We start from the raw sequence: 18,584 nt of genomic DNA, 5'->3' as shown, positions 1-18,584 counted from the left end.
ATGTCGGTCGCCCCACGCATCGAGGAGTTCGAACGCCGGGTCGCTGCCGAGTGGGCGTCGTTCGAGCCGCCCGCCGATCCGGACGCGAGGGCGACGGAGTACGTCCGCGAGGGCGTCGGCCCCGCCGTCGTGCTGTTCGCGGACTGCCGGACGGGCGGTCCAGAGCTGCCGTCGGCCGAACGCGAGCGGCTGGAGGCCGTCTTCAACGAGTGGCTCGAGCTGTACGCGCTGTGCTACGGCGTCGAGATGGACTGCTCGTTCGCCATCCGGACCGGCGCGGAGGTGCTGGTCGACACCCACAGCGCCCGTGACGTGGCGCAGCTGCTGACGACGGTGCCGGACCGGCGCTGAGGCTCCAACGGCACCGTCTCGGCCGTTCTCCGACCCGTAGTTTCGTATCCCATCCCGCCGTAGCGGCTGCTACATGCTCGAGATTCTCCTCGGCGACGACGTCGACGACACGGGTCGGTATCTGGCGGAGGTCATCTACGGCGCGAACGACGGCATCGTCACGACCTTCGCCGTCGTCTCGGGCGTCGCTGGCGCGGCGCTCAACCCGGGCATCGTCCTCGTGCTCGGGGCAGCGAACCTGTTCGCGGACGGCTTCTCGATGGGCATGAGCAACTACCTGAGCCGGCGCTCGGAGATGGACTACCAGGCCACGGTCGAAGGGGAACCGGACGGGCCGGCCGACGGCGGGAAGTCCCCGGCGAGCACCGCCTTCGTCACCTTCCTCGCGTTCGTCGTCGCGGGCTGGGCGCCGCTGCTGCCGTACATCTTCGTCCTCGAACCGGCGTTCCTCATCTCCATCGCGGTGACCGGGCTGGCGTTCTTCGTCGTCGGTGCGAGCCGGAGCCTCGTGACGAGTCGGTCGTGGTACTGGAACGGCGGGGAGATGTTCGTCGTCGGCATGGCAGCGGCGACGGTCGCGTACGTCGTCGGAGACCTCCTGAAGGGCTTCGCCTGACTCCCCCGCGGGATGGGATTCTCCCAAACAATCATTACAGCTGGCGTCGTGGTAACAACCATCATGAAACTCACTGACAAGCTGAGCTTCGACCACGAGGACAGGGAGCGCATCTACGACTACGTCGAGAGCCACGGCACCGTCGAACGGGACTCGCTCCACCGTGCCCTGAACCTGGACCCGCGAGCGGTCCGACACCACGTCGCCATCCTGAAGCGCGACGGCTACCTCACCGACACCGGCGGTGAACTGAAGGTCGCCTTCGAGGACGAGACGGCCGCCGAGGAACACACCTCCGAGAACGTCGACTTCGTCATCCGACAGGCGCGACAGGAGGACCTCGCCGGGCTCGTCGGAGCGATTCGCGCGGTCGCCAGCAGTGGCGACTACATCGTCGCCGAATCCGTCGCGGACGTACTGGACCACGAGGAGGTACTGCTCCGGCACAACGAGCTGGAGTCACGCATGTTCTTCGTCGCGACCGTCGGCGACGAGGTCGTCGGCTGGGTACACATCCGCGCGCCCGAGCTGGAGAAGCTGTCCCACACCGCCGAGTTGACCGTCGGCGTGCTCGGGGAGTACCGCCGGCACGACATCGGCTCGCACCTGCTCGAGCGTGGCGTGAGCTGGGCCGCATCGAACGGCTACGAGAAGATCTACAACTCCGTCCCGGCGACCAACGAGGCCGCCATCACGTTCCTCGAGGGACACGGCTGGGAGACCGAGGCGGTCCGCGAGAACCACTACAAGATCGCTGACGACTACGTCGACGAAGTGATGATGGCGACGACGGTCTGAGCCGGGCGCACACTCACCTTCCGTCTCTTTCGATGGCCTCGAGCAGCTGCTCCAGCCCCGTGGCCCCGAGCGTTCTCGTCTCGGGGTCGCCCGTGTCCGGATGCGCTTCCAGCTCGGTCCGCGTCCAGAACCGTGCGTCAGCGGCGTCGTCGCCCGGCTCGACGGCCCCATCGGCGGCGGCCATCGGCGCGGCGAAGGTCACGAACAGCTGCGCGTTCCCGTCCGCGAACGCGATGCGACCGGTGCCCACGAGCGCGAGGTCGGCCGGGTCGACCCGGAGGCTCGTCTCCTCGCGAAGCTCGCGGGCGGCGGCCTCGGGCAGCGTCTCGCCGGGGTCGACGAAGCCGCCGGGGGTCGCCCAGACGCCGACGTCCGCCCCGCGGCCGCGTTCGATGAGCAGGGCCGAATCGCCGTCGACGACGGTCGCCCGCGCCGACACCAGCTGCTCCTCGAAGAACGTCACCTCGCAGTCCGGACAGTGCGGCGTCGCCACGCCTTCGACGTCGCGCTCGTCGACCGTCTCCCCGCAGTACGGGCAGTACGTCGGTGGCTCGGTGGCCATCACGTACGTCACGGCCACTCGTCCTCCGTGCCGTCGAGCGGGAGGGCGACGACGCCGTCCTGTCGACCGAGGACGCGGGCGTGGGGCGGGCAGACGACCCGGTTCTCGTCCCAGGGGATGTCGAGTTCGACCGCGGCCGCCCGGTCGCAGTCCGGTTCCGAACAGTCCATGCCAGAACGTTCCGCGCCGACGGTTACCAAAGTTCCCCACCGCCGCTGGCCATCCCCCGTCGGACCCTCACCCGTGTCGCTCGCGCTCCTCGTCGGCCACGGCGCCCCCGTAGGCGTCACAGAGCGGGACGAGCGCGTCGCCGAGGGCGCGCATGCACTGGCCGGGGGAGTGGAACCCGCAGTCGTCGGCGACGGTCGACCAGTCCCGCGCCTGCAGCGCACGCTCGACCAGCACGCGCTCCTGGCGGTCGGTCAGGTCGACCGCGTGGTCGGGGTCGACGAGGTGCTTGACGACGAGGTCGCGGAACGGCGTCGGGTCCACGTCGAACAGCCCGGTGCCGTAGGCCGCGCCGGCGACCATCCGCCACTCGTGCTCGGAGAGGGCGAGGTCGAGGTCGCCGTCGCAGGCCGCGAGGGCTGCGCGCACCTCGTCCGGGTCGGCGTCGTCGAGCGAGTCGGTGAGCTGGCCGCCGACGCGGCGGCCGAACCAGTCCCCGTGGCGGTCGGCCATGGCTTCGCCGGCCGCCGAACAGGGGTCGAGCATGACGACGGAGTACTGGCCGCTCACGTCGTTCCGGGTCGTGGAGTAGTGCACGACAGCGTAGTCGTTGCGCTCCCAGAACCGGACGAGTCGGGCGGTCGCGCCGTAGGCGACGCCGAGCCAGTCGACCTCGTCGGCGAACTCGTCCCGCACCTCGTCGAGCAACCGCGAGCCCAGCCCCGAGGACCGGACCGCGTGGTGCGTGGCGATGCGGACGACGCGGTAGCCGACGGGCGCGGCGGCGGCCTCGTCGCGTACCTGGCTCACGAGCACGTCGGGGATCATGTTCCCCCGGATGCGGTCGCCCTCGTACATCCCGGCGGCGGTCCCGGCGTCGAGGTCGCCCTCGCGGGCCAGCAGCGCGACGCTGACGACGTGGCCTCGGTGGGTCAGCGCGCGGACGGTCAGGTTCGGCGCGTCGAGCAGCCGCGCGAGGTCGTCCGGTTCGGTCCGGTAGTGCGCGAGCACGAGCAGGCCGAACGTCTCCCGCAGCAAGGTCGGGTCGGCGAGCAGGTCCTCGCCGTCGATGCGCTCGTAGCTGACCGATTCGGGCGTCGCGCCCGCGACGATCTCCGGGACCGGTGGACGCGCGTCCAGCCCGAGCGCGTCGAACGACCAGACCTCGACGGGGTCGCCCGCGGCGTACCGGATGGGTTCGGCGAGCCGACACTCGCGTACCACGTGGTCGCTGTCGTCGAGGTGCTCGCGGAAGCGCACGGAGAACCCGCGGCCGGCGCCCTCGTAGCCGTGGACCGTCGAGGCGTAGGCGACCCGGTCGGCGGCGAGCGTCTCGTCCAGCAGCCTGACCGAGAGCGCGGCGGCCTCGTCGACGACGAGCAGGTCCGGTTCGGCGGCCGAGTCGGCGGCCACGCGTGGTGGTTCGTACCGGACCGCGCCGCCGGCCGCGCTGACGAGGTGGCCGTCCTCGTCCGGGTGGTCGCCCGCGGCCTCGAGAGTGGTGAGGAGCTCGCGTGCGCGGTCGAACACCTCCGCGGCGTTCCGGCGGTTCGGGGCGGTGACGAGCACGTCGAGCCCGTCGGCCGCAGCCGCGCCAGCGGCGAGTCCCGCGGCGCTCGATTTCCCCCGGCCGCGGTCGGACTCGACGACGAGCGCGCGTCGTTCGCTCTGGTCCTCCGCTCCCGCATCCGTCTCCCGGTCGGTGACGAGGCGCTCGAACTCGTGGACGGCTTCGACCTGGTCGGCGGTGCGGCACGCCTCGTACGTCTCGCGGGGGAACTCGTGGTCGACCGGGACGGGGAGCTCGTCTTCGGGCTCGCGGCTGTCCACGAGTCGGGGTGCGGGGTTCGTCAGGCCGTCGTCGACGACCCGCGACCCGGCCGCATCGTCGTCGCCGTCGACTGCGCCGACCGAGACGATCCCGATGCCCGTGTGCGCGCGAAGGCTGGCGACGAACCGGCGGCGGAACCGGCCCGAGACGTCCTCGACGCCGAACGGCGGGACCGCGAGCCCCTCGTCGAAGCCGTCGCGCTGGTTCGGCCAGCCGTCCAGGTCGGGGGCGAGCAGCAGGAGGAGGCCGCCCCCGTCGACCGCGCCGACGACCTGACCGAGGGAGTTGGGCCGGAGCGTGTCGTGTGCGTCGTAGACGACCGCCGAGAGCGTCGTCCCGAGCAGCGACGACGCCCGGTTCGGCTCGACCTGCTGGCAGGCGAGCGCGTCGCGTTCGCCCACGAGTGCGGTGTCGGAGACGCCGACCGGCACGGCGTCGAGCACGGCGTCGGCGACCCGATAGCAGTCCTCGCGTGCGCCGGTCAGCACGAGGAGCCGTCGCTCGTTCGTCGCGTCGGCCTCGCTGAGCAGCGCACGAGCGGCGTCGACTGCGTCCATACAGCCGCGTGGGACCCCGAGGGACAGGGGCGTTTCGGTCCCACGACGGGCCGACGTCTCGCCCGACCGAACTGTGGGGCGGTGTCCCACGCGCTCGACGGTTTGGACACCCTTATAAGGTGGGCCGGGCTACCGTTGTATTACACCCTACGCGGGGTTGATGATGCTCCTAGCCCCACAGGATTCCGACCGTCGGACCCAGCTGACGGTCATGCGGGCCCGACCCGCGACGGCAGGGGAGCGCGAGCCCACGCGTAGGAGAGGTGAACAACCATGGCAGTCTACGTAACAAAAGAGATCCCAGCCGACCTCCAAGAGGACGCCCTCGAGGCCCTCGAGGTCGCACGAGACACAGGTAGCGTAAAGAAAGGAACCAACGAGACGACGAAGGCCGTCGAGCGCGGCAACGCCGAGCTCATCTTCGTTGCCGAGGACGTCCAGCCCGAGGAGATCGTCATGCACCTCCCCGAGCTGGCCGACGAGAAGGGTATCCCGGTCGTCTTCATCGAGACGCAGGACGACGTCGGCCACGCGGCCGGCCTCGAAGTCGGGAGCGCCGCGGCCGCCGTCGTCGACGCCGGCGAGGCCTCGACGGACGTCGAGGACATCGCGGGCAAGCTCGAGGACCTTTAGAGGTAATCCATGAGTGCCGAAGAGTCCGAAGACGGCGCGACCCCCGCGGAAGTCATCGAGATAGTCGGCAAGACCGGCATGCACGGTGAAGCCATGCAGGTCAAGTGCCGCATCCGCGAAGGGGAGAATCAGGGTCGAATCATCACGCGCAACTGCCTCGGCCCGGTCCGCGAGGGCGACATCCTGCAGCTGCGGGAGACCGCTCGCGAGGCCGACTCCATCGGAGGACAATAATGGTGACGACGCGCGACTGCGAGTACTGCGGTACCGAGATCACGCCCGGAACGGGGACCATGTTCGTCCACACGGACGGCACCACGGTCCACTACTGTTCCGCGAAGTGTGAGAAGAACGCCGACCTCGGCCGCGAGCCCCGCGACCTCGAGTGGACAGAGGCCGGTGCCGGCGTCTCCGAGGAGCAGGAGGACGACGAGGAATGAGCGAGCGCGAGCGCACCTTCGTCATGGTCAAGCCCGACGGCGTCCAGCGCGGCCTCACCGGCGAGATCGTCTCCCGGTTCGAGGACCGCGGTCTGAAGCTGGTCGGCGCGAAGTTCATGCAGATCGACCAGGAGCTCGCCGAGGAGCACTACGGCGAGCACGAGGGCAAGCCCTTCTTCGAGGGCCTCGTCGAGTTCATCACCTCCGGCCCCGTCATGGCGATGGTCTGGGAGGGCGACGACGCCATCCGCCAGGTCCGCGGCATGATGGGCGAGACCGACCCCGCCGAGTCCGCACCGGGCACCATCCGCGGTGACTTCGGGCTGGACCTCGGCCGCAACGTCATCCACGGCTCGGACCACGAGGACCCCGGGTCGAACGAGCGAGAGATCGACCTGTTCTTCGACGAGGACGAGCTCGTCGACTACGAGAAGGTCGACGAAGGCTGGCTCTACGAGTAGGCCTTCGACCGCTTTTTCAGCAGCACGATATCCGAACAGCGACGGCACTCTCGCTCCGCCGTCGGCGGACGTGACCGTCAGCGCCGTCCGAACAGCCGCTCCCACAGCGACCGGGTGGACGGCCGTTCGGCCAGGAGGACGGGCACGTCGAGTTCGCTGATGGTCTCGAACGTGAGCGAGCCGCTGAGCACCCGCGAGAGGAGGCCGCGCTCGGTCGCGCCGACGATGACGAGGTCGTACGCCGGGGCGTAGCTGGCGATCACTGACTCGACGTCGCCGACCTCGACGATGGTGTCGGCGTCCCCCAGCCCGTGGTCGGCACCCCACTCGGTGAGGAACGTCCGGCCCTCGTCGGCCGCGGACTCGTCGCCGACGACGTGGAGGAGCGAGACGGTCGAGCCCAGCCGGTCCCGGAGCACGGCCGCGACCTCGGCGGAGAGGTCGGAGGAGTCCCCGCCGGCGGTCGGGACGAGGACGTCGCCCGTGTCGAGGTCCTCGCCGTCGAAGACGAGTACGTCGCAGGGCAGGTCGTGGAACAGCTCGTCGGCGACGCCCTCGGCGCGGCCACCGGCGAAGCGGGCACCGCCGTAGCCCATGACGAGCGTGTCGGCGCCGTGCTCGCGGGCGGCGTCGATGACCTCCTCGACGGCCCGGTGTGAGAGGATGGTCTTCGTCTCGATGGGGACGTCGAGCCGTGCCGCGTCCTCGCGAGCGGAGGCGAGCAGCCGGTCCGAGGTCCGGTCGAGTTCGGCGCGCTGTTCGCGTGCCGCGGCGAGTGCGGTCTGGTCGGGCACGCGGACGACGTGCGTCGCGAGCACCCGACCCCCCTTCTGTCCGGCGAGTGCCGCGCCGAGTGTGACGAGCGGTGTCTCCGTCCGTGGGTTCGCGAGGGCGACCATGACGGTGGGGCCGTCGGCGGAGTCCGGTGCGACGCTGTTTGCTGCGTCGACGACTGCACCGGGCATCGAGTCCTCGCTGCGGCGGATGTACCGGGTCAGGAGGCCGGTGTCCGGCTCGTTCCGCCGGGCGTAGGCGACGTACCAGACGACGGCGAACGCTACGAAGGCACCCGAGATGAGGATCTCGGTCCAGTCCATGAAGGCGACGAGCCCCAGCGACAGCACTGCACCCGCGATGGGTGTGAGGGGGTACAGCGGGACGGTGAACGCCGGGTCGTAGTCGGGGTCGGTCTCCCGGAAGACGATGAGCGCGACGTTCATCAGCGCGTAGACGACGAGATGCAGGACGCTCGCCGCCTTCGCCAGCACCTCGATGTCCTGTCCGAGCGCGGCGATGAAGACGGCGATGAACACCCCGGTGAGCAGGATGGACCGGTACGGGGTCAGGTACGTCGGGTGGATCTCGTTGAGCCAGTTCGTGACGATGCGGTCCCGCCCCATGGCGAAGTTGATGCGGGCGGACGCGAGGATGGACGCGTTCGCGGAGGAGGCGGTCGCCAGCAGCGCGCCGAGGGTCATCACGGCCGCGGCACCGGCTGCGACGCCGGTCACCGGCCCGATGGACTGGGGGAACGCGACGCGGGCGGCCTGCTCGATGGGCGCGTCCTGGCTGAGCTCCGGCCACGGGACGACGCCGAGCATCAGGGAGACGAGGATCGCGTAGACGACGGTGACGACGAGGACGCTCCCGACGATTGCGATGGGGAGGTTCCGGCCGGGGTTCTTCAGCTCCTCGGCGACCGTCGCGATCTTCGCGTAGCCGAGGAAGGAGACGAAGACGAGGGCGGTCCCCGGAAGGACGGCATCGGCGCCCTTCGGGGTGAGGCCGCCCGAGCCCGCGAGGGTTCCGTAGTCGAACGAGAGGAACCCGGCGACGGCGAACCCGGTGAGCACGAGCAACAGCAGGGAGACGATGACGGTCTGGATGCCGCCGGTCTCCTTCGCGCCGGCGTAGTTGACGCCGACGAAGACGAGGCCGGCGACGAGCGCGCCGACCTGGATCTGGTTGAGGCCGGGGATGGTCGGCAGGCCGACGAACACCGCGAGGTACTGGCCGAAGCCGATGCAGTAGAACGCCGAGGCGAACGCCAGGCCGAGCCAGTCGCCCATCCCGGCGACGGAGCCGAACAGGGGTCCGAGGGCCCTGTTGATGTAGTAGTAGCCGCCGCCGGCCTTCGGCATCGCGGTCCCGAGTTCGGAGACCGAGAGCGCGTTGACGACGGCGATGATGCCACCGACCACGAACGAGACCACGACGATGGGACCGGCCTCCTGGGCGGCGACGCCCGGGAGGACGAAGATTCCGGCCCCGATCATCGTGCCGATTCCGATCGTGATCGCCGAGACGAGTCCGAGGTCCTTCGCGAGTTCGTCGTCGCTCATCGGTGGTGGAGTCCGCTGGGGAGTCGGCGGGACGGTTCGCTCACGAGGACCTCGGAGGGGAGCGAGACACGACGGTGGTCTCGCTGGTGCCGCCGCGGTGGGAGGTGCGGGCCCGGGACCCGACAGCACGGGCTCGGGCGGTGGGGCGACGCAGTGTACTCGGCCGGCGGAGGTCTGCGGGAGGGTCGACCGGTCGTCTGTCCCGACCGGGCGTCCACGGATCTTGCCACATACCTGGGTGAAATAGCCGACAGTACAAAAATATGGTGCCTAAAATCATGTACTGGTAATTTATGGCGGATAATGGGCGCAAATCGTGAACAATGCCTGGGCAGAGACACGGCTTCCCGGGGACGTGTACCACGGAAAGAAACTTTACCCGTCCGTACCGTTGTCGGTCCATCGTGAACGAAGAGACCACGAGACGCGCGGTCCTCTCTGCGGTCCTCGGGGCGGGGGTCGGGGGGATGGCGCTGACGGAGGCGCGGTCGTACCTGCGACGGTTCGCGCCGAACTCGGGGACGGTGTGGGGTGCGGCGAACCGGAACGCGGCCGGGACGGTCGAGAGCCCGTACGGGCAGGCGACGGTCAGCTACGACGACGACCACGTGCCACACGTCGAGGCCGACGACGAGCGCGCGGCGTACTTCGCGGTGGGCTACTGCCACGGCGCGGACCGGTTCTTCCAGATGGACCTCTACCGACGGCTGATGGAGGGCACCCTCTCGGCGGTCGTCGGCGACGTGGCGGTCGACTCGGACGTGTTCCACCGCCAGCTCGACTTCGCGGGCGCGGCCGAGGCCACGTGGGAGCGTGCCGAGGGCACCGCGACCGGCGACGTGGTCGAGGCCTACGTCGACGGCGTGAACCACGCGATGGAGCGGGAGTCGAAGCCGCTCGAGTACCGGCTCCTGTCGTTCGAGCCACGTGAGTGGACGCCGACGGCGAGCCTGCTCATCTCGAAGCAGATCTCGTGGGGGCTGACCGGTCGGTTCACCACCCTCCGGCGGGCGCTGGCGCGGGACCGGCTCGGCAGCGAGGCGACCGAGGAGCTGTACCCGCGAATCATGGACCACGACGTTCCCATCATCCGGGACAGTGGGGGGTCGACGGCAGCGACCACCGACGCAGCGACGGACGCCTCGACGCCCGAGGCGGCCATGGTCTCGTGGCTCGAATCGTTCGAGTCCGACCCGGGCATCGGGTCGAACTCCTGGGTGCTCTCCGGCGAGCACACCGCCTCCGGCGACCCCATCGTCGCCAACGATCCGCACCTGAACCTCACGGTCCCGCCGGTCTGGTACGAACAGCACGTCGTGGGGCCCGACCCGCTCGACGTTCGCGGGGTCTGCTTCCCGGGCGTGCCGTTCGTCATCATCGGACAGAACCACGCGGGGGCGTGGGGTTTCACCAACACCGGCGCGGACGTCATCGACTTCTACACGTACGAGACGACCGGCGACGGCAGCTACCGCTACGGCGACGAGACCCGCGAGTTCGACAGCCGGGCCGAGACGGTCGAGGTGTCCGGGGGCGAGGACGTCGAGGTGACGGTGAAGCGGTCGGTCCACGGTGCCGTGCTGACGCAGTACCCCGACGGGGACGAGTTCGAGGCGGCCGAGGAGCTCGGCGTCGCGTGGACGGGCCTCTCGGCGACCCGAACCGTCGAGGCGGTCCACGAGCTCAACGTCGCAGGCGGCATGGCGGAGGCCGAGGCGGCCATCCGGAAGTTCGACGAGCCCACGCAGAACTTCGTCTACGCCGACGCGGACGGCAACACCTACTACTGGGTGACCGGGCAGATCCCCATCCGGACGACCGACGGCGAGGCGGTGCAGGGAACACGGGTCTTCGACGGCTCGGCCCGCGAGGGAGACTGGGGTCCGGGGTACACGCCCTTCGGCGAGTCGTCCTGGGAGGGGTTCGTCCCCTACGAGGAGAAGCCGGGCGTCAGGAATCCGGAGTACCTCGCGACGGCGAACCAGCGGCTCACGGACGACCCCGAGCACTACATCTCCGAGGGGTACGCGCCGCCGTTCCGGGGTGGCCGCATCTACGACCGGCTGGACGAGCGCGCAGCGAGCGACGAGCCGATGGACGCCGCGTTCGCCCGCGACGTGCAGCTAGACGTCGTGGACCCACGGTACGAGCTGTTCCGGCCCGCTATCGAGGCCGCACGGGGGCGTGGCGACACGCTCGGACAGGGACTCGGTTACGACCCGTACACGGCCGTCCTCGACTGGGACGGCCGGATGGAGCCCGACTCCGTCGGCGCGCTCGTCTTCGAACGCTGGATTCGCCTTTTTCGGGAGGAGACGTTCGACGCAGCGTTCGAGGACGCCGGACTCCCAGACGACCTCCCGAAGCCGAACGACCACGTCCTCGGCACGCTGCCGTCTGACAGCGAGTGGTTCGACGGCGACAGAGCGGCGGTCGCGGTTCGCGCGATGGAGCGCACGTTCGAGGAGCTTCGAGACGAGAGCTGGGACGACTACGGCGACTGGAACCGCGTCCGGTTCGAGCATCCGTTCGACCAGCCGTTCCTGAACTACGACCGCCTCCGCACCTCGGGCTCGCCCGGCACCGTCCGGAACTTCCACAGCGAGGCGTCGACCGGGGCGAGCTGGCGGATGGTCGCCACCTTCGACGGCGAGTCCCGGGCCATCCTGCCCGGCGGGAACTCGGGGGACTACTTCTCCGCCCACTACGACGACCAGCTCCGCCAGTGGGCGGAGGGCGAGTACAAGCCGATGGCCCGGACGGTGCCGGACGGCGTCGACGTCACCTTCGAGGAGGGAGACGGATGACGCCCGAATTCCTCACCGAGCTGCGCGAGGACGACAGCCGACGGGTCGCGGCGACGAACGGTGCGGTCCTGCTCGGTGTCGGCCTCTCGCTGTTCCACTGGTCAGGGCTGTTGCTCGCGGGTGCCCTGGCGGCACTCCCCCAGCGGACGATTCCGCGCGGCCTCGCCGCCGGCTTCGGCGTCGGCGTCCTCGCGGTCGTCGTGTTCCTCGGACAGTTCTGGCTCGCCGGGACGCTCGGGCTCGTCCTCGGGATGGGCCAGCCGGCCTGGCTCGCGCTCGGACTCGGGCTCGGTCTCCCGACGTTCGGCGCGCTCGTCCGGGGTATCGTCTGACTCGGGAACCTGTAACGGCAAGTAGAGCCAAGTAACCACGGCTCGGAGGACAGTTCATCGAGACCACCGGCCCGTCCCCGCCACGTCATCATCGATGATCTCCCTCAACGTCTTCTCGATCGCCCTCATCTCGGTGGCAGCGATGGCGTTCGGTCTCGCGGCGTACGCACTCCGCGAGGCCCGCCGCCGGTCAGTTCCGGGGGCGGTGGAGTTCGCGACGCTGAGTCTCGGGTCGGGTCTGTGGGTCGGCATCCACGGACTGCGCGTCGGGGCGACCACCCGCGAGTCGTTCCTCCTCCTCGTCAACGCCGAGTGGGTCGGAATCCTGCTCGTCGCCCCCGCGTGGTTCCTGTTCGTGCTCGCGTACACCGGGGCCCGCGGCGGCTACTCCTGGCGGCTCGTCGCCCTGCTCTCCGTGCAGCCGGTGGTGACGCTGGCGCTCGTCTGGACGAACCCCGACGGCGTCTTCCGGGTGGTCGAGTCCGTCTCCGTCGGGGGCCCGGGACTCCCGACCGCGACGCTCGACCACGGCCCGCTGTACCTGGTGACCATCCTCTACGTCTACGCGCTCGTCATCGCGGGCTCCGCGGTCCTCGTCCGGGCGACCGTCCGCGTGCCACAGCTCTACCGTGGGCGGACCGTCGCGCTGCTCGCCGCCGCCACGGCCCCACTGCTGGGGAGCCTCCCGGCCGTCCTCGATGCACCGCTCGTGGTCGGACTGCGGCTGGGGCCGGTGGCCTTCGCCGTCTCGCTGGTCGCGCTCGCCGTGGCGCTGTTCGGTCACGAGCTGCTCCGGGTCGTCCCCATCTCCCCGACGGTGGCGACCGAGGCCGTCGTCTCCGAGATGGCGGCCGGCGTGGTCGTCCTCGACGCGAACGGCGAGATCACGCAGACGAACCCGGCCGCCGACCGCATCATCGGCGTCGATGACACGGTCGGGCGCCGACTCGAGTCGGTCCAGCCGGAGCTGGCTGTCGCCAGGGACGGCGGGGACGACGAGGACGCCCAGCGGCTGCTGCTCAGCGGCGACGACGACCGGGAGCGCTACGTCGACGTGGAGTCGACGCCGGTGTACCGTGGTCGCGGTCTGTACGTCGGCCAGCTGCTCACGCTGCAGGACGTGACCGACCAGGTGCTCCGCGAGCAGCGGCTCAACGTGCTCAACCGGGTCCTCCGGCACAACGTCCGCCACGAGACAAACCTCATCCTGGGCCACGGGGAGACGATCTCCGAGGAGCTCTCGCCCGCCCAGCGCGACCGACTGGAGACGATGCTCTCGTCGGCCGAACAGCTGGTCGACTGGTCCGACCGCGCCCGGTTCGCCGAGCGCGCCCTCGACGGCGTCGACGACGAGCGTCGGGAGGTCCCGCTCGCCCCGACGCTCGACAGCGCCGTCGAGCGGGTGCGCGATGCGTACCCCGACGCGACCGTCGAGGTGCCCGAGTGCGTCGACGTGGTCGTGCTCGGCCACGGCACCCTGGAGTGGGCGCTGTTCGAGCTGGTGGACAACGCCGTGGAACACGGCTCCACGGTCCTCCGCTCGAACGGTCGGAAAGACGCCACCGGCCCCGGCTCGACAGACGGAGGGGTAGCGCACGACGGCGCCACAGACGACGGGGCGTCGGAGCCCGACGCCACCGTGACCGTCGAGGTCGACGACGACACGGTCACGGTCGCGATCGCGGACACCGGTCCCGGCATCCCGGACGCCGAGCGGCGCGTGCTGGCCGCCGACGAGGAGACGCCGCTCGACCACGGCTCGGGGCTCGGTCTGTGGCTCGTGAACTGGATGGCGCTGGCGGCCGGGGGCGAGGTGACATTCGCCGAGAACGACCCGCAGGGAACCGTCGTCCGTGTCACACTGCCCCGTGCCAACTGAGAGAGCGCCGGGTCGAACGGAGAAGCGTGGACTGCTCAGTCGTCGGCGGGCGAGCGCTGCGACGTGGCGGGCACCTCTATCTCGCCGGCGTCGAGCTCTGCCTCGACCTCGCGGACGGCCTGGACCATGTTCCGCATCTTGCCGAAGGCGACCTCGCGGGGCAGCAGCTTCACGCCGCAGTCCGGCGAGATGACGAGCCGCTCCGGGGGGACCACCTCGAGGCCCTTCCGGACGTTCTCCTTGATCTCCTCGACGGACTCGACCTCCGCGACGTGGGCGTCGACGACGCCGAGCGCGAGGTCCTTCGTGAACTCGTCGGCGGTGAACACGTCGAGCTGGTCGTAGTCGCCGTTGGCGAGCTCGAGGTCGAACTCGTCGACGGGGTAGTCGAGGATCTCGGGGTAGATGCGGGAGTAGTCGCCGTAGCAGACGTGCAGGCCGATGCGCACGTCGTCCTGGATGTCCTCGGCGATTCGCTCCAGGCACTCGCCGACGATGGCGTGGTCGTCTGGGGTCGTCGCGAGCGCGGGCTCGTCGATCTGGATGTAGCGGGCGCCGGCCTCGACCAGCTTCTCGATCTCCTCGTTCACGAGGTCAGCCAGGTCGTAGGCGAGCGCCTCGTCGTCCTCGTAGGCCTCGTTGAACGACCAGTTCGCGAGCGTGTACGGACCGGTGATGGGTACCTTGACCGGCCGCTCGGCGGCCGCTGCGGTGAACTCGTACTCGTCGACCAGCCACGACTCGTCGTACTCGACGTCGTCGACGACGCTCGGCTTGTCGAAGTAGTTGTGGCCCCAGACCTTCACGGGCCCGTTGAACTCGTAGCCCTCGATCCGGTGGGCGAAGAACTCGACCATCTCGTTGCGGCGCATCTCGCCGTCGACGACGACGTCGAGGCCGGCGCGCTCGTGCTCGTCGGTGATGAGCCGGCAGGCGTCGTCCTTCGCCTCGGCCCAGTCGTCGGCGTCGAACTCGTGGTCCTCGTCCTCGTAGAGCTCCTTCGCGCGGTTCAGCCACTTGGGCTTCGGGTAGCTCCCGACGACGGTCGTCAGGAGGAAGTGGTCGTTCGGATGGTCCTCGGGGCGGAACTGGTCGCGGTTTGCGTTCGTCGTCATGCTTGCACCTCCGTCTCGGCGAGAGCGACCGCGTCGGCGGTCGCCTGTAGCTTCGCCTCGAACTTGCTGTAGGGGAGATAGAACGTCTCGGTGTTCGTCGTCACGTACGTCGTGTCGAACTCGGCGACCGGGAGGTTGTCGAACACCCAGTCGATGCGCTCGTCGATGGCCTCGGGCTCCTCGACGAGCGTGTTCTGGCCGTCGAGCAGGCCCAGCGCGATGTCGTCGGTCGCGCCGTACTCCTGCAGGTTGTACAGGTTCGCCTCGTGGTCGGAGACGAAGTCGAAGCCGACGGCGTCCACGTCGGCGTCGAGCAGGTGCGCGTACACCTTCTCGTCGAGGGCGCCCCAGTACGGGTGGACGACGACCTCGGCGTCGACCGCGTCGGCCACGGTCGAGACGGCCTCCGGCACCTCGCTGTCGAGGCCCTCACCGGGGGCGTTCTCGACGAGCGACGGCTCGAGCAGGAACAGCGTCTCGACCTCCGGGAAGGCGTCGGCCTCGCCCGCGAGGAAGTCGGCGACGGCGTGGAGGAACTCGGTCTCGTCGCCGTAGTGTTCGTCGGTCGCGAGGTCGGCCAGCGAGTACGGCCCCGGTAGTACGGCCTGCAGGCCCTCGTCGACCTGCACGGCGGCGGTCTCCAGCTCGGCGGCCACGTCGCCGTCGAAGGTGAGGTCGTCCTGTACGACCGGCTCGCGATAGAAGTTGTTGTTGTCGTAGTAGCGCACGATGCCGCGGGTCTCCACGCTGTCGTGGACCGCCAGCGGGTGTGCGAGCATGTCGTCCCAGCGGACCTGGCCCTCGACGACGCGGTCGAGACCGGCGTCGGTCTGCACGTCGAGCACCTCGCTCCGGGCGCGGTCGTAGGCGTCCTGCAGTTCGGGCCCCTCGTCGCCCGAGATGAGGTCGCCCTTCTGGTGTCCTTTCAGGTCCGATAGCTCCGATTTCGCCCAGTCCGGGAGGGGGAACAGTCCTGGTGTCGTCGCGACAAGCTCCGTCATCTTGTCACCGGCTTGGCTATGCGAGTGTTTAATATTTTCGAACCATGCAGATGCGTGTGGGTAATCTACCGCAGGAGCTTCAGGACGGTCAACGTCTCGAACGGGAACGACTCGTCGCGGAGCGCGACAGCGCTGAACCCATTGGCGGCGGCACGGTCGACGACGTCGTCGACGCCAGTGAGCGAGGAGACGAGCAGGTAGACCACTCCATCCGGCGCGAGCACGCGAGCCACGTCGTCGAGGAACGGGTCGATGACCGCCCGGCCGTCCTCGCCGCCGGTCAGTGCGACCTCCATCCAGTCGTTCCGTGCCGCCGCGTCGTCGGCCGGCAGGTACGGCGGGTTGAAGACGACGGCGTCGAGGCTCCCGTCGCGGAACGGGGCGACGAGGTCCGCGCGGACGACCCCGACGCCGTGCTCGCTGCGCTCGCGGGCCTGCTCGCAGGCGTGTGGGTTGAGGTCGGTCGCGACGACCCGGGCGTCCGTCTCCGCGGCGATGCGCTCGGCGACGTAGCCCGAGCCGGTGCCGACCTCGACGACCGTTCCCGAGACCCCGTCGGCGATGGCTGCCTCGGCGAGCAGGTGTGAGTCCTCCGCGGGCTGGTACACCTCGGTCTCGATGCCACGCCGCTCGGCCAGGTCGTCAGCCATCTACTCCTCACCCCCGTCGGGGGTCGGCTCGGCGACGGTCTCCGGGACATCGACGTCCCCACGCGCGCCGAACGTGCGCTGGGGGAACGGGATGGAAACCCCGGCCTCGTCGAACGCCTCCTTGACGGCGGTCACAACCGCGGTGCGTGCCCGCCACTTCCGGCGGGCGCTCGGGTTGTCGATCCAGAAGCGGATGCCCAGGACGACGGCAGAGTCGCCGAACCGCTTGACGACGACCTGGGGCGTCGGCACCGTCAGGATGGTGTCGAGGTCGTCGATGGCCTCCGCGGCGATCTCGACCGCCTCCTCGACGTCGGCGTCGTAGTCGACGCCCACCTCGACCTCCAGCCGGAGCCGCCCCTTGCGCGAGCGGTTGGTGATCTGCTGGCCGCTGACCACGTCGTTGGGGAACATCACGTACTCGCCGTCGAACGTCTGGATTCGCGTGTTGAAGATGGAGATGTCGGTGACGATGCCCTCGACGTCGCCGATCTGGATCCAGTCGCCGATCTCGAACGGCCGCGAGAACATCAGCACGAAGCCCGCGAGCACCGCACCCAGGGTCTGTCTGGCGGCCATCCCGATGACGATGCCGGCGAACCCGGCCCCGACCAGCAGCCCGGTCAGCTCGACGTTCCAGATCCCGAGTGCGACGATGGCCGCACCGGTCCAGAGGACCACCTGCGACAGACGGTAGGTGAGCCGTCGCTGGTGGTCCGAGAACGCCTCGGTCGTCGCCAGGTAGTCCTCCAGGACCCGCTTGACGAGCCGCGACAGGATGTGCGTGAGCAGGACGAGGACGACCGAGATGAGCACCTTGTCCGTGTCGTCGGTCGTCACCGGGAGGTTCTCCATCGCGGTGGCGACCTCGTCCGCGGTCGACCAGACGCCCACGACGACCGCAGCCGATGCGAACACCGCCGCACCGATGAGCAGCACCGTCAGCAGGTCGGCGACGGTGTTCCCGAACCGCTCGCGGAGCTCGCCCTGAACCCGGTTGGTGACGTAGCCGATGGCCGCGAGGAACGCGACCGCTGCGACGGTCACCACGACCCGCAACACCGGGCTCTGGACGACGTCGGCGATGCTGTTCACCGCCTCGACGAGGGCCGTGACCCAGCTCCCGTCTCCGGACTGGAGGCTCACGGTGACATCGGCGAGCGTCGGACGGACGCCGACGTCACTCATCCGACGGACCACGGCCGACGTCGGCCGCGAGCCTCGCGAGTTCCGCGAACGTCTCCGGCGGGAGCTTCCCCGCCCGTCTGCCCATCAGCTCCTCGTCGGCCGCATCGACCACGGCGTCGGCGTCGTCCAGCCCCGAGATGTGCGCCGTGTTCCGGATGGCGTTGCGCATCGTCTTCCGACGCTGGGTGAACACCGCCTTCACGAAGTCCAGGAAGAACTGCTCGTCGTCGACCTCGTAGTCCGGGTCGCGTGGCGTACAGCGGACCACCGCGCTGTCGACCTGCGGCGGCGGCGAGAACGCCTCGGCGGGGATGGTCTCGACCAGCTCCACGTCCGCGTAGTGCTGCGTGCTCACCGAGAGCCGGCCGTAGGCGTCGGTCCCCGGCTCGGCGACCATCCGCTCTGCGAACTCCTGCTGGAACATCAGCACGAGCGGTCGCTCCAGGGGGAGCAGTCGGAACGTGATGGGGCTCGAGACGCCGTACGGCAGGTTCGACACCGACGCCGAGAACTCGGGCAGGTCGACCTCGAGCGCGTCGCCCTCGACGACGGTGAGCCGGCCCGCCTCGCGCTCCTCGGCGAACTCCTCGCGCAGGAAGGCGGCGAGGGTCGGGTCGCGCTCGATGGCCGTGACGTGCTCGGCCGTCGCGAGGAGTCGGTCGGTCAGCGCGCCGTTGCCCGCGCCGATCTCCAGCAGGTGCTCGTGGTCGGCGGTCTCCGGGAGGTAGCCGGGCAGTCGGTCGAGGACGCGGTCGTCAACGAGGAAGTGCTGGTCGCGGTCGGGGTCGCCACGGACCCCCGCCCGTGCCAGCAGTCCGTCGGGGTCTCTCATCGATTGCCCCCGGCTACGGGA

Annotated in this window: 19 protein-coding genes; 10 read left to right on the top strand and 9 right to left on the bottom strand. The window is 69.8% G+C overall.

Annotated features, from left to right (window positions below; all coding sequences use genetic code 11):
- The 3 genes from ACSG06_RS09700 to ACSG06_RS09690 all read left to right on the top strand — a co-directional run bounded on the left by ACSG06_RS09700 (position 1) and on the right by ACSG06_RS09690 (position 1,765).
- Positions 1 to 351 carry a DUF8055 family protein gene (locus ACSG06_RS09700; protein WP_440990062.1) on the top strand — a complete coding sequence of 117 codons (351 nt, stop codon included), beginning with the start codon at positions 1 to 3 and terminating at the stop codon, positions 349 to 351.
- A 73-nt stretch (positions 352 to 424) separates the two neighbouring features.
- Positions 425 to 967: a VIT1/CCC1 transporter family protein gene (locus ACSG06_RS09695; protein ID WP_440990061.1), complete on the top strand. Its 543-nt coding sequence runs from the start codon at positions 425 to 427 to the stop codon at positions 965 to 967.
- Positions 968 to 1,030: 63 nt separating this feature from the next.
- Complete coding sequence (locus tag ACSG06_RS09690; RefSeq protein WP_440990060.1) at positions 1,031 to 1,765, top strand: GNAT family N-acetyltransferase; 735 nt, start codon at positions 1,031 to 1,033, stop codon at positions 1,763 to 1,765.
- A 13-nt stretch (positions 1,766 to 1,778) separates the two neighbouring features.
- Here ACSG06_RS09690 and ACSG06_RS09685 read toward each other — a convergent pair whose 3' ends face one another.
- The 3 genes from ACSG06_RS09685 to tmcA form a co-directional block, all read right to left on the bottom strand.
- The gene (locus tag ACSG06_RS09685) at positions 1,779 to 2,339 is read right to left on the bottom strand and encodes an NUDIX domain-containing protein (RefSeq protein ID WP_440990059.1); all 561 of its coding nucleotides are present in this window, start codon (positions 2,337 to 2,339) and stop codon (positions 1,779 to 1,781) included.
- Positions 2,336 to 2,497, bottom strand: coding sequence for a DUF8014 family protein (locus ACSG06_RS09680; RefSeq protein ID WP_440990058.1), 162 nt, complete (start codon positions 2,495 to 2,497; stop codon positions 2,336 to 2,338). The genes ACSG06_RS09685 and ACSG06_RS09680 overlap by 4 nt, the downstream gene beginning before the upstream one ends.
- A gap of 67 nt (positions 2,498 to 2,564) precedes the next feature.
- Positions 2,565 to 4,883 carry a tRNA(Met) cytidine acetyltransferase TmcA gene (gene tmcA / locus ACSG06_RS09675; protein ID WP_440990057.1) on the bottom strand — a complete coding sequence of 773 codons (2,319 nt, stop codon included), beginning with the start codon at positions 4,881 to 4,883 and terminating at the stop codon, positions 2,565 to 2,567.
- A gap of 273 nt (positions 4,884 to 5,156) precedes the next feature.
- On the opposite strand from tmcA, the gene rpl7ae reads away from it, so the two are divergent.
- Genes rpl7ae through ndk form a run of 4 tightly spaced genes read left to right on the top strand, consistent with a single transcriptional unit; the run spans position 5,157 to position 6,417 of the window.
- Positions 5,157 to 5,516, top strand: a complete 360-nt coding sequence (gene rpl7ae, locus ACSG06_RS09670) for a 50S ribosomal protein L7Ae (protein WP_089731742.1) — start codon at positions 5,157 to 5,159, stop codon at positions 5,514 to 5,516.
- Positions 5,517 to 5,525: 9 nt separating this feature from the next.
- A complete protein-coding gene (locus tag ACSG06_RS09665; protein ID WP_089731743.1) occupies positions 5,526 to 5,750 on the top strand; it encodes a 30S ribosomal protein S28e in 225 nt (74 codons plus the stop codon).
- Positions 5,750 to 5,956, top strand: coding sequence for a 50S ribosomal protein L24e (locus tag ACSG06_RS09660; protein ID WP_440990056.1), 207 nt, complete (start codon positions 5,750 to 5,752; stop codon positions 5,954 to 5,956). Before ACSG06_RS09665 ends, ACSG06_RS09660 begins: the two co-directional genes overlap by 1 nt.
- Positions 5,953 to 6,417 carry a nucleoside-diphosphate kinase gene (gene ndk / locus ACSG06_RS09655; RefSeq protein ID WP_440990055.1) on the top strand — a complete coding sequence of 155 codons (465 nt, stop codon included), beginning with the start codon at positions 5,953 to 5,955 and terminating at the stop codon, positions 6,415 to 6,417. The genes ACSG06_RS09660 and ndk overlap by 4 nt, the downstream gene beginning before the upstream one ends.
- A 77-nt stretch (positions 6,418 to 6,494) precedes the next feature.
- On the opposite strand, the gene ACSG06_RS09650 is transcribed toward ndk, so the two are convergent.
- On the bottom strand, positions 6,495 to 8,759 hold the full coding sequence (locus ACSG06_RS09650; RefSeq protein ID WP_440990054.1) for an amino acid permease: 2,265 nt from the start codon (positions 8,757 to 8,759) through the stop codon (positions 6,495 to 6,497).
- A 404-nt stretch (positions 8,760 to 9,163) separates the two neighbouring features.
- Here ACSG06_RS09650 and ACSG06_RS09645 point away from each other — a divergent pair, with 404 nt between their 5' ends.
- From ACSG06_RS09645 to ACSG06_RS09635, 3 genes are all read left to right on the top strand, one after another.
- A complete protein-coding gene (locus ACSG06_RS09645; protein WP_440990053.1) occupies positions 9,164 to 11,566 on the top strand; it encodes a penicillin acylase family protein in 2,403 nt (800 codons plus the stop codon).
- Positions 11,563 to 11,898 (top strand): hypothetical protein, encoded by a 336-nt coding sequence (locus ACSG06_RS09640; RefSeq protein WP_440990052.1) that lies wholly within the window; start codon positions 11,563 to 11,565, stop codon positions 11,896 to 11,898. The genes ACSG06_RS09645 and ACSG06_RS09640 overlap by 4 nt, the downstream gene beginning before the upstream one ends.
- A gap of 94 nt (positions 11,899 to 11,992) precedes the next feature.
- Positions 11,993 to 13,777 (top strand): sensor histidine kinase, encoded by a 1,785-nt coding sequence (locus tag ACSG06_RS09635; protein ID WP_440990051.1) that lies wholly within the window; start codon positions 11,993 to 11,995, stop codon positions 13,775 to 13,777.
- A 35-nt stretch (positions 13,778 to 13,812) separates the two neighbouring features.
- Here ACSG06_RS09635 and ACSG06_RS09630 read toward each other — a convergent pair whose 3' ends face one another.
- The 5 genes from ACSG06_RS09630 to ACSG06_RS09610 form a co-directional block, all read right to left on the bottom strand.
- Positions 13,813 to 14,892, bottom strand: a complete 1,080-nt coding sequence (locus ACSG06_RS09630) for a methionine synthase (RefSeq protein WP_440990050.1) — start codon at positions 14,890 to 14,892, stop codon at positions 13,813 to 13,815.
- A complete protein-coding gene (locus ACSG06_RS09625) occupies positions 14,889 to 15,893 on the bottom strand; it encodes a 5-methyltetrahydropteroyltriglutamate--homocysteine methyltransferase (RefSeq protein WP_440990049.1) in 1,005 nt (334 codons plus the stop codon). Before ACSG06_RS09625 ends, ACSG06_RS09630 begins: the two co-directional genes overlap by 4 nt.
- 65 nt (positions 15,894 to 15,958) lie before the next feature.
- On the bottom strand, positions 15,959 to 16,543 hold the full coding sequence (locus tag ACSG06_RS09620) for a HemK2/MTQ2 family protein methyltransferase (protein WP_440990048.1): 585 nt from the start codon (positions 16,541 to 16,543) through the stop codon (positions 15,959 to 15,961).
- Complete coding sequence (locus ACSG06_RS09615; protein WP_440990047.1) at positions 16,544 to 17,731, bottom strand: mechanosensitive ion channel family protein; 1,188 nt, start codon at positions 17,729 to 17,731, stop codon at positions 16,544 to 16,546.
- The gene (locus tag ACSG06_RS09610) at positions 17,724 to 18,563 is read right to left on the bottom strand and encodes a 16S ribosomal RNA methyltransferase A (protein WP_440990046.1); all 840 of its coding nucleotides are present in this window, start codon (positions 18,561 to 18,563) and stop codon (positions 17,724 to 17,726) included. Before ACSG06_RS09610 ends, ACSG06_RS09615 begins: the two co-directional genes overlap by 8 nt.
- Positions 18,564 to 18,584: the final 21 nt, after the last annotated feature.

Source organism: Haloarchaeobius baliensis, from assembly GCF_052060055.1.
GTDB lineage: Archaea > Halobacteriota > Halobacteria > Halobacteriales > Natrialbaceae > Haloarchaeobius > Haloarchaeobius baliensis.
This window is presented reverse-complemented; position numbering and strand designations above follow the sequence as displayed.

What these genes read in the sequence shown, in the direction of transcription:
- ACSG06_RS09630 (WP_440990050.1), bottom strand. Translation starts at nt 14,892, where the DNA reads ATGACGACGAACGCAAACCGCGACCAGTTCCGCCCCGAGGACCATCCG.
- ACSG06_RS09635 (WP_440990051.1), top strand. Translation starts at nt 11,993, where the DNA reads ATGATCTCCCTCAACGTCTTCTCGATCGCCCTCATCTCGGTGGCAGCG.
- ACSG06_RS09700 (WP_440990062.1), top strand. Translation starts at nt 1, where the DNA reads ATGTCGGTCGCCCCACGCATCGAGGAGTTCGAACGCCGGGTCGCTGCC.
- ACSG06_RS09650 (WP_440990054.1), bottom strand. Translation starts at nt 8,759, where the DNA reads ATGAGCGACGACGAACTCGCGAAGGACCTCGGACTCGTCTCGGCGATC.
- ACSG06_RS09615 (WP_440990047.1), bottom strand. Translation starts at nt 17,731, where the DNA reads ATGAGTGACGTCGGCGTCCGTCCGACGCTCGCCGATGTCACCGTGAGC.
- ACSG06_RS09660 (WP_440990056.1), top strand. Translation starts at nt 5,750, where the DNA reads ATGGTGACGACGCGCGACTGCGAGTACTGCGGTACCGAGATCACGCCC.
- ndk (WP_440990055.1), top strand. Translation starts at nt 5,953, where the DNA reads ATGAGCGAGCGCGAGCGCACCTTCGTCATGGTCAAGCCCGACGGCGTC.
- ACSG06_RS09665 (WP_089731743.1), top strand. Translation starts at nt 5,526, where the DNA reads ATGAGTGCCGAAGAGTCCGAAGACGGCGCGACCCCCGCGGAAGTCATC.
- rpl7ae (WP_089731742.1), top strand. Translation starts at nt 5,157, where the DNA reads ATGGCAGTCTACGTAACAAAAGAGATCCCAGCCGACCTCCAAGAGGAC.
- ACSG06_RS09640 (WP_440990052.1), top strand. Translation starts at nt 11,563, where the DNA reads ATGACGCCCGAATTCCTCACCGAGCTGCGCGAGGACGACAGCCGACGG.
- ACSG06_RS09690 (WP_440990060.1), top strand. Translation starts at nt 1,031, where the DNA reads ATGAAACTCACTGACAAGCTGAGCTTCGACCACGAGGACAGGGAGCGC.
- ACSG06_RS09695 (WP_440990061.1), top strand. Translation starts at nt 425, where the DNA reads ATGCTCGAGATTCTCCTCGGCGACGACGTCGACGACACGGGTCGGTAT.
- ACSG06_RS09625 (WP_440990049.1), bottom strand. Translation starts at nt 15,893, where the DNA reads ATGACGGAGCTTGTCGCGACGACACCAGGACTGTTCCCCCTCCCGGAC.
- ACSG06_RS09680 (WP_440990058.1), bottom strand. Translation starts at nt 2,497, where the DNA reads ATGGACTGTTCGGAACCGGACTGCGACCGGGCGGCCGCGGTCGAACTC.
- tmcA (WP_440990057.1), bottom strand. Translation starts at nt 4,883, where the DNA reads ATGGACGCAGTCGACGCCGCTCGTGCGCTGCTCAGCGAGGCCGACGCG.
- ACSG06_RS09620 (WP_440990048.1), bottom strand. Translation starts at nt 16,543, where the DNA reads ATGGCTGACGACCTGGCCGAGCGGCGTGGCATCGAGACCGAGGTGTAC.
- ACSG06_RS09610 (WP_440990046.1), bottom strand. Translation starts at nt 18,563, where the DNA reads ATGAGAGACCCCGACGGACTGCTGGCACGGGCGGGGGTCCGTGGCGAC.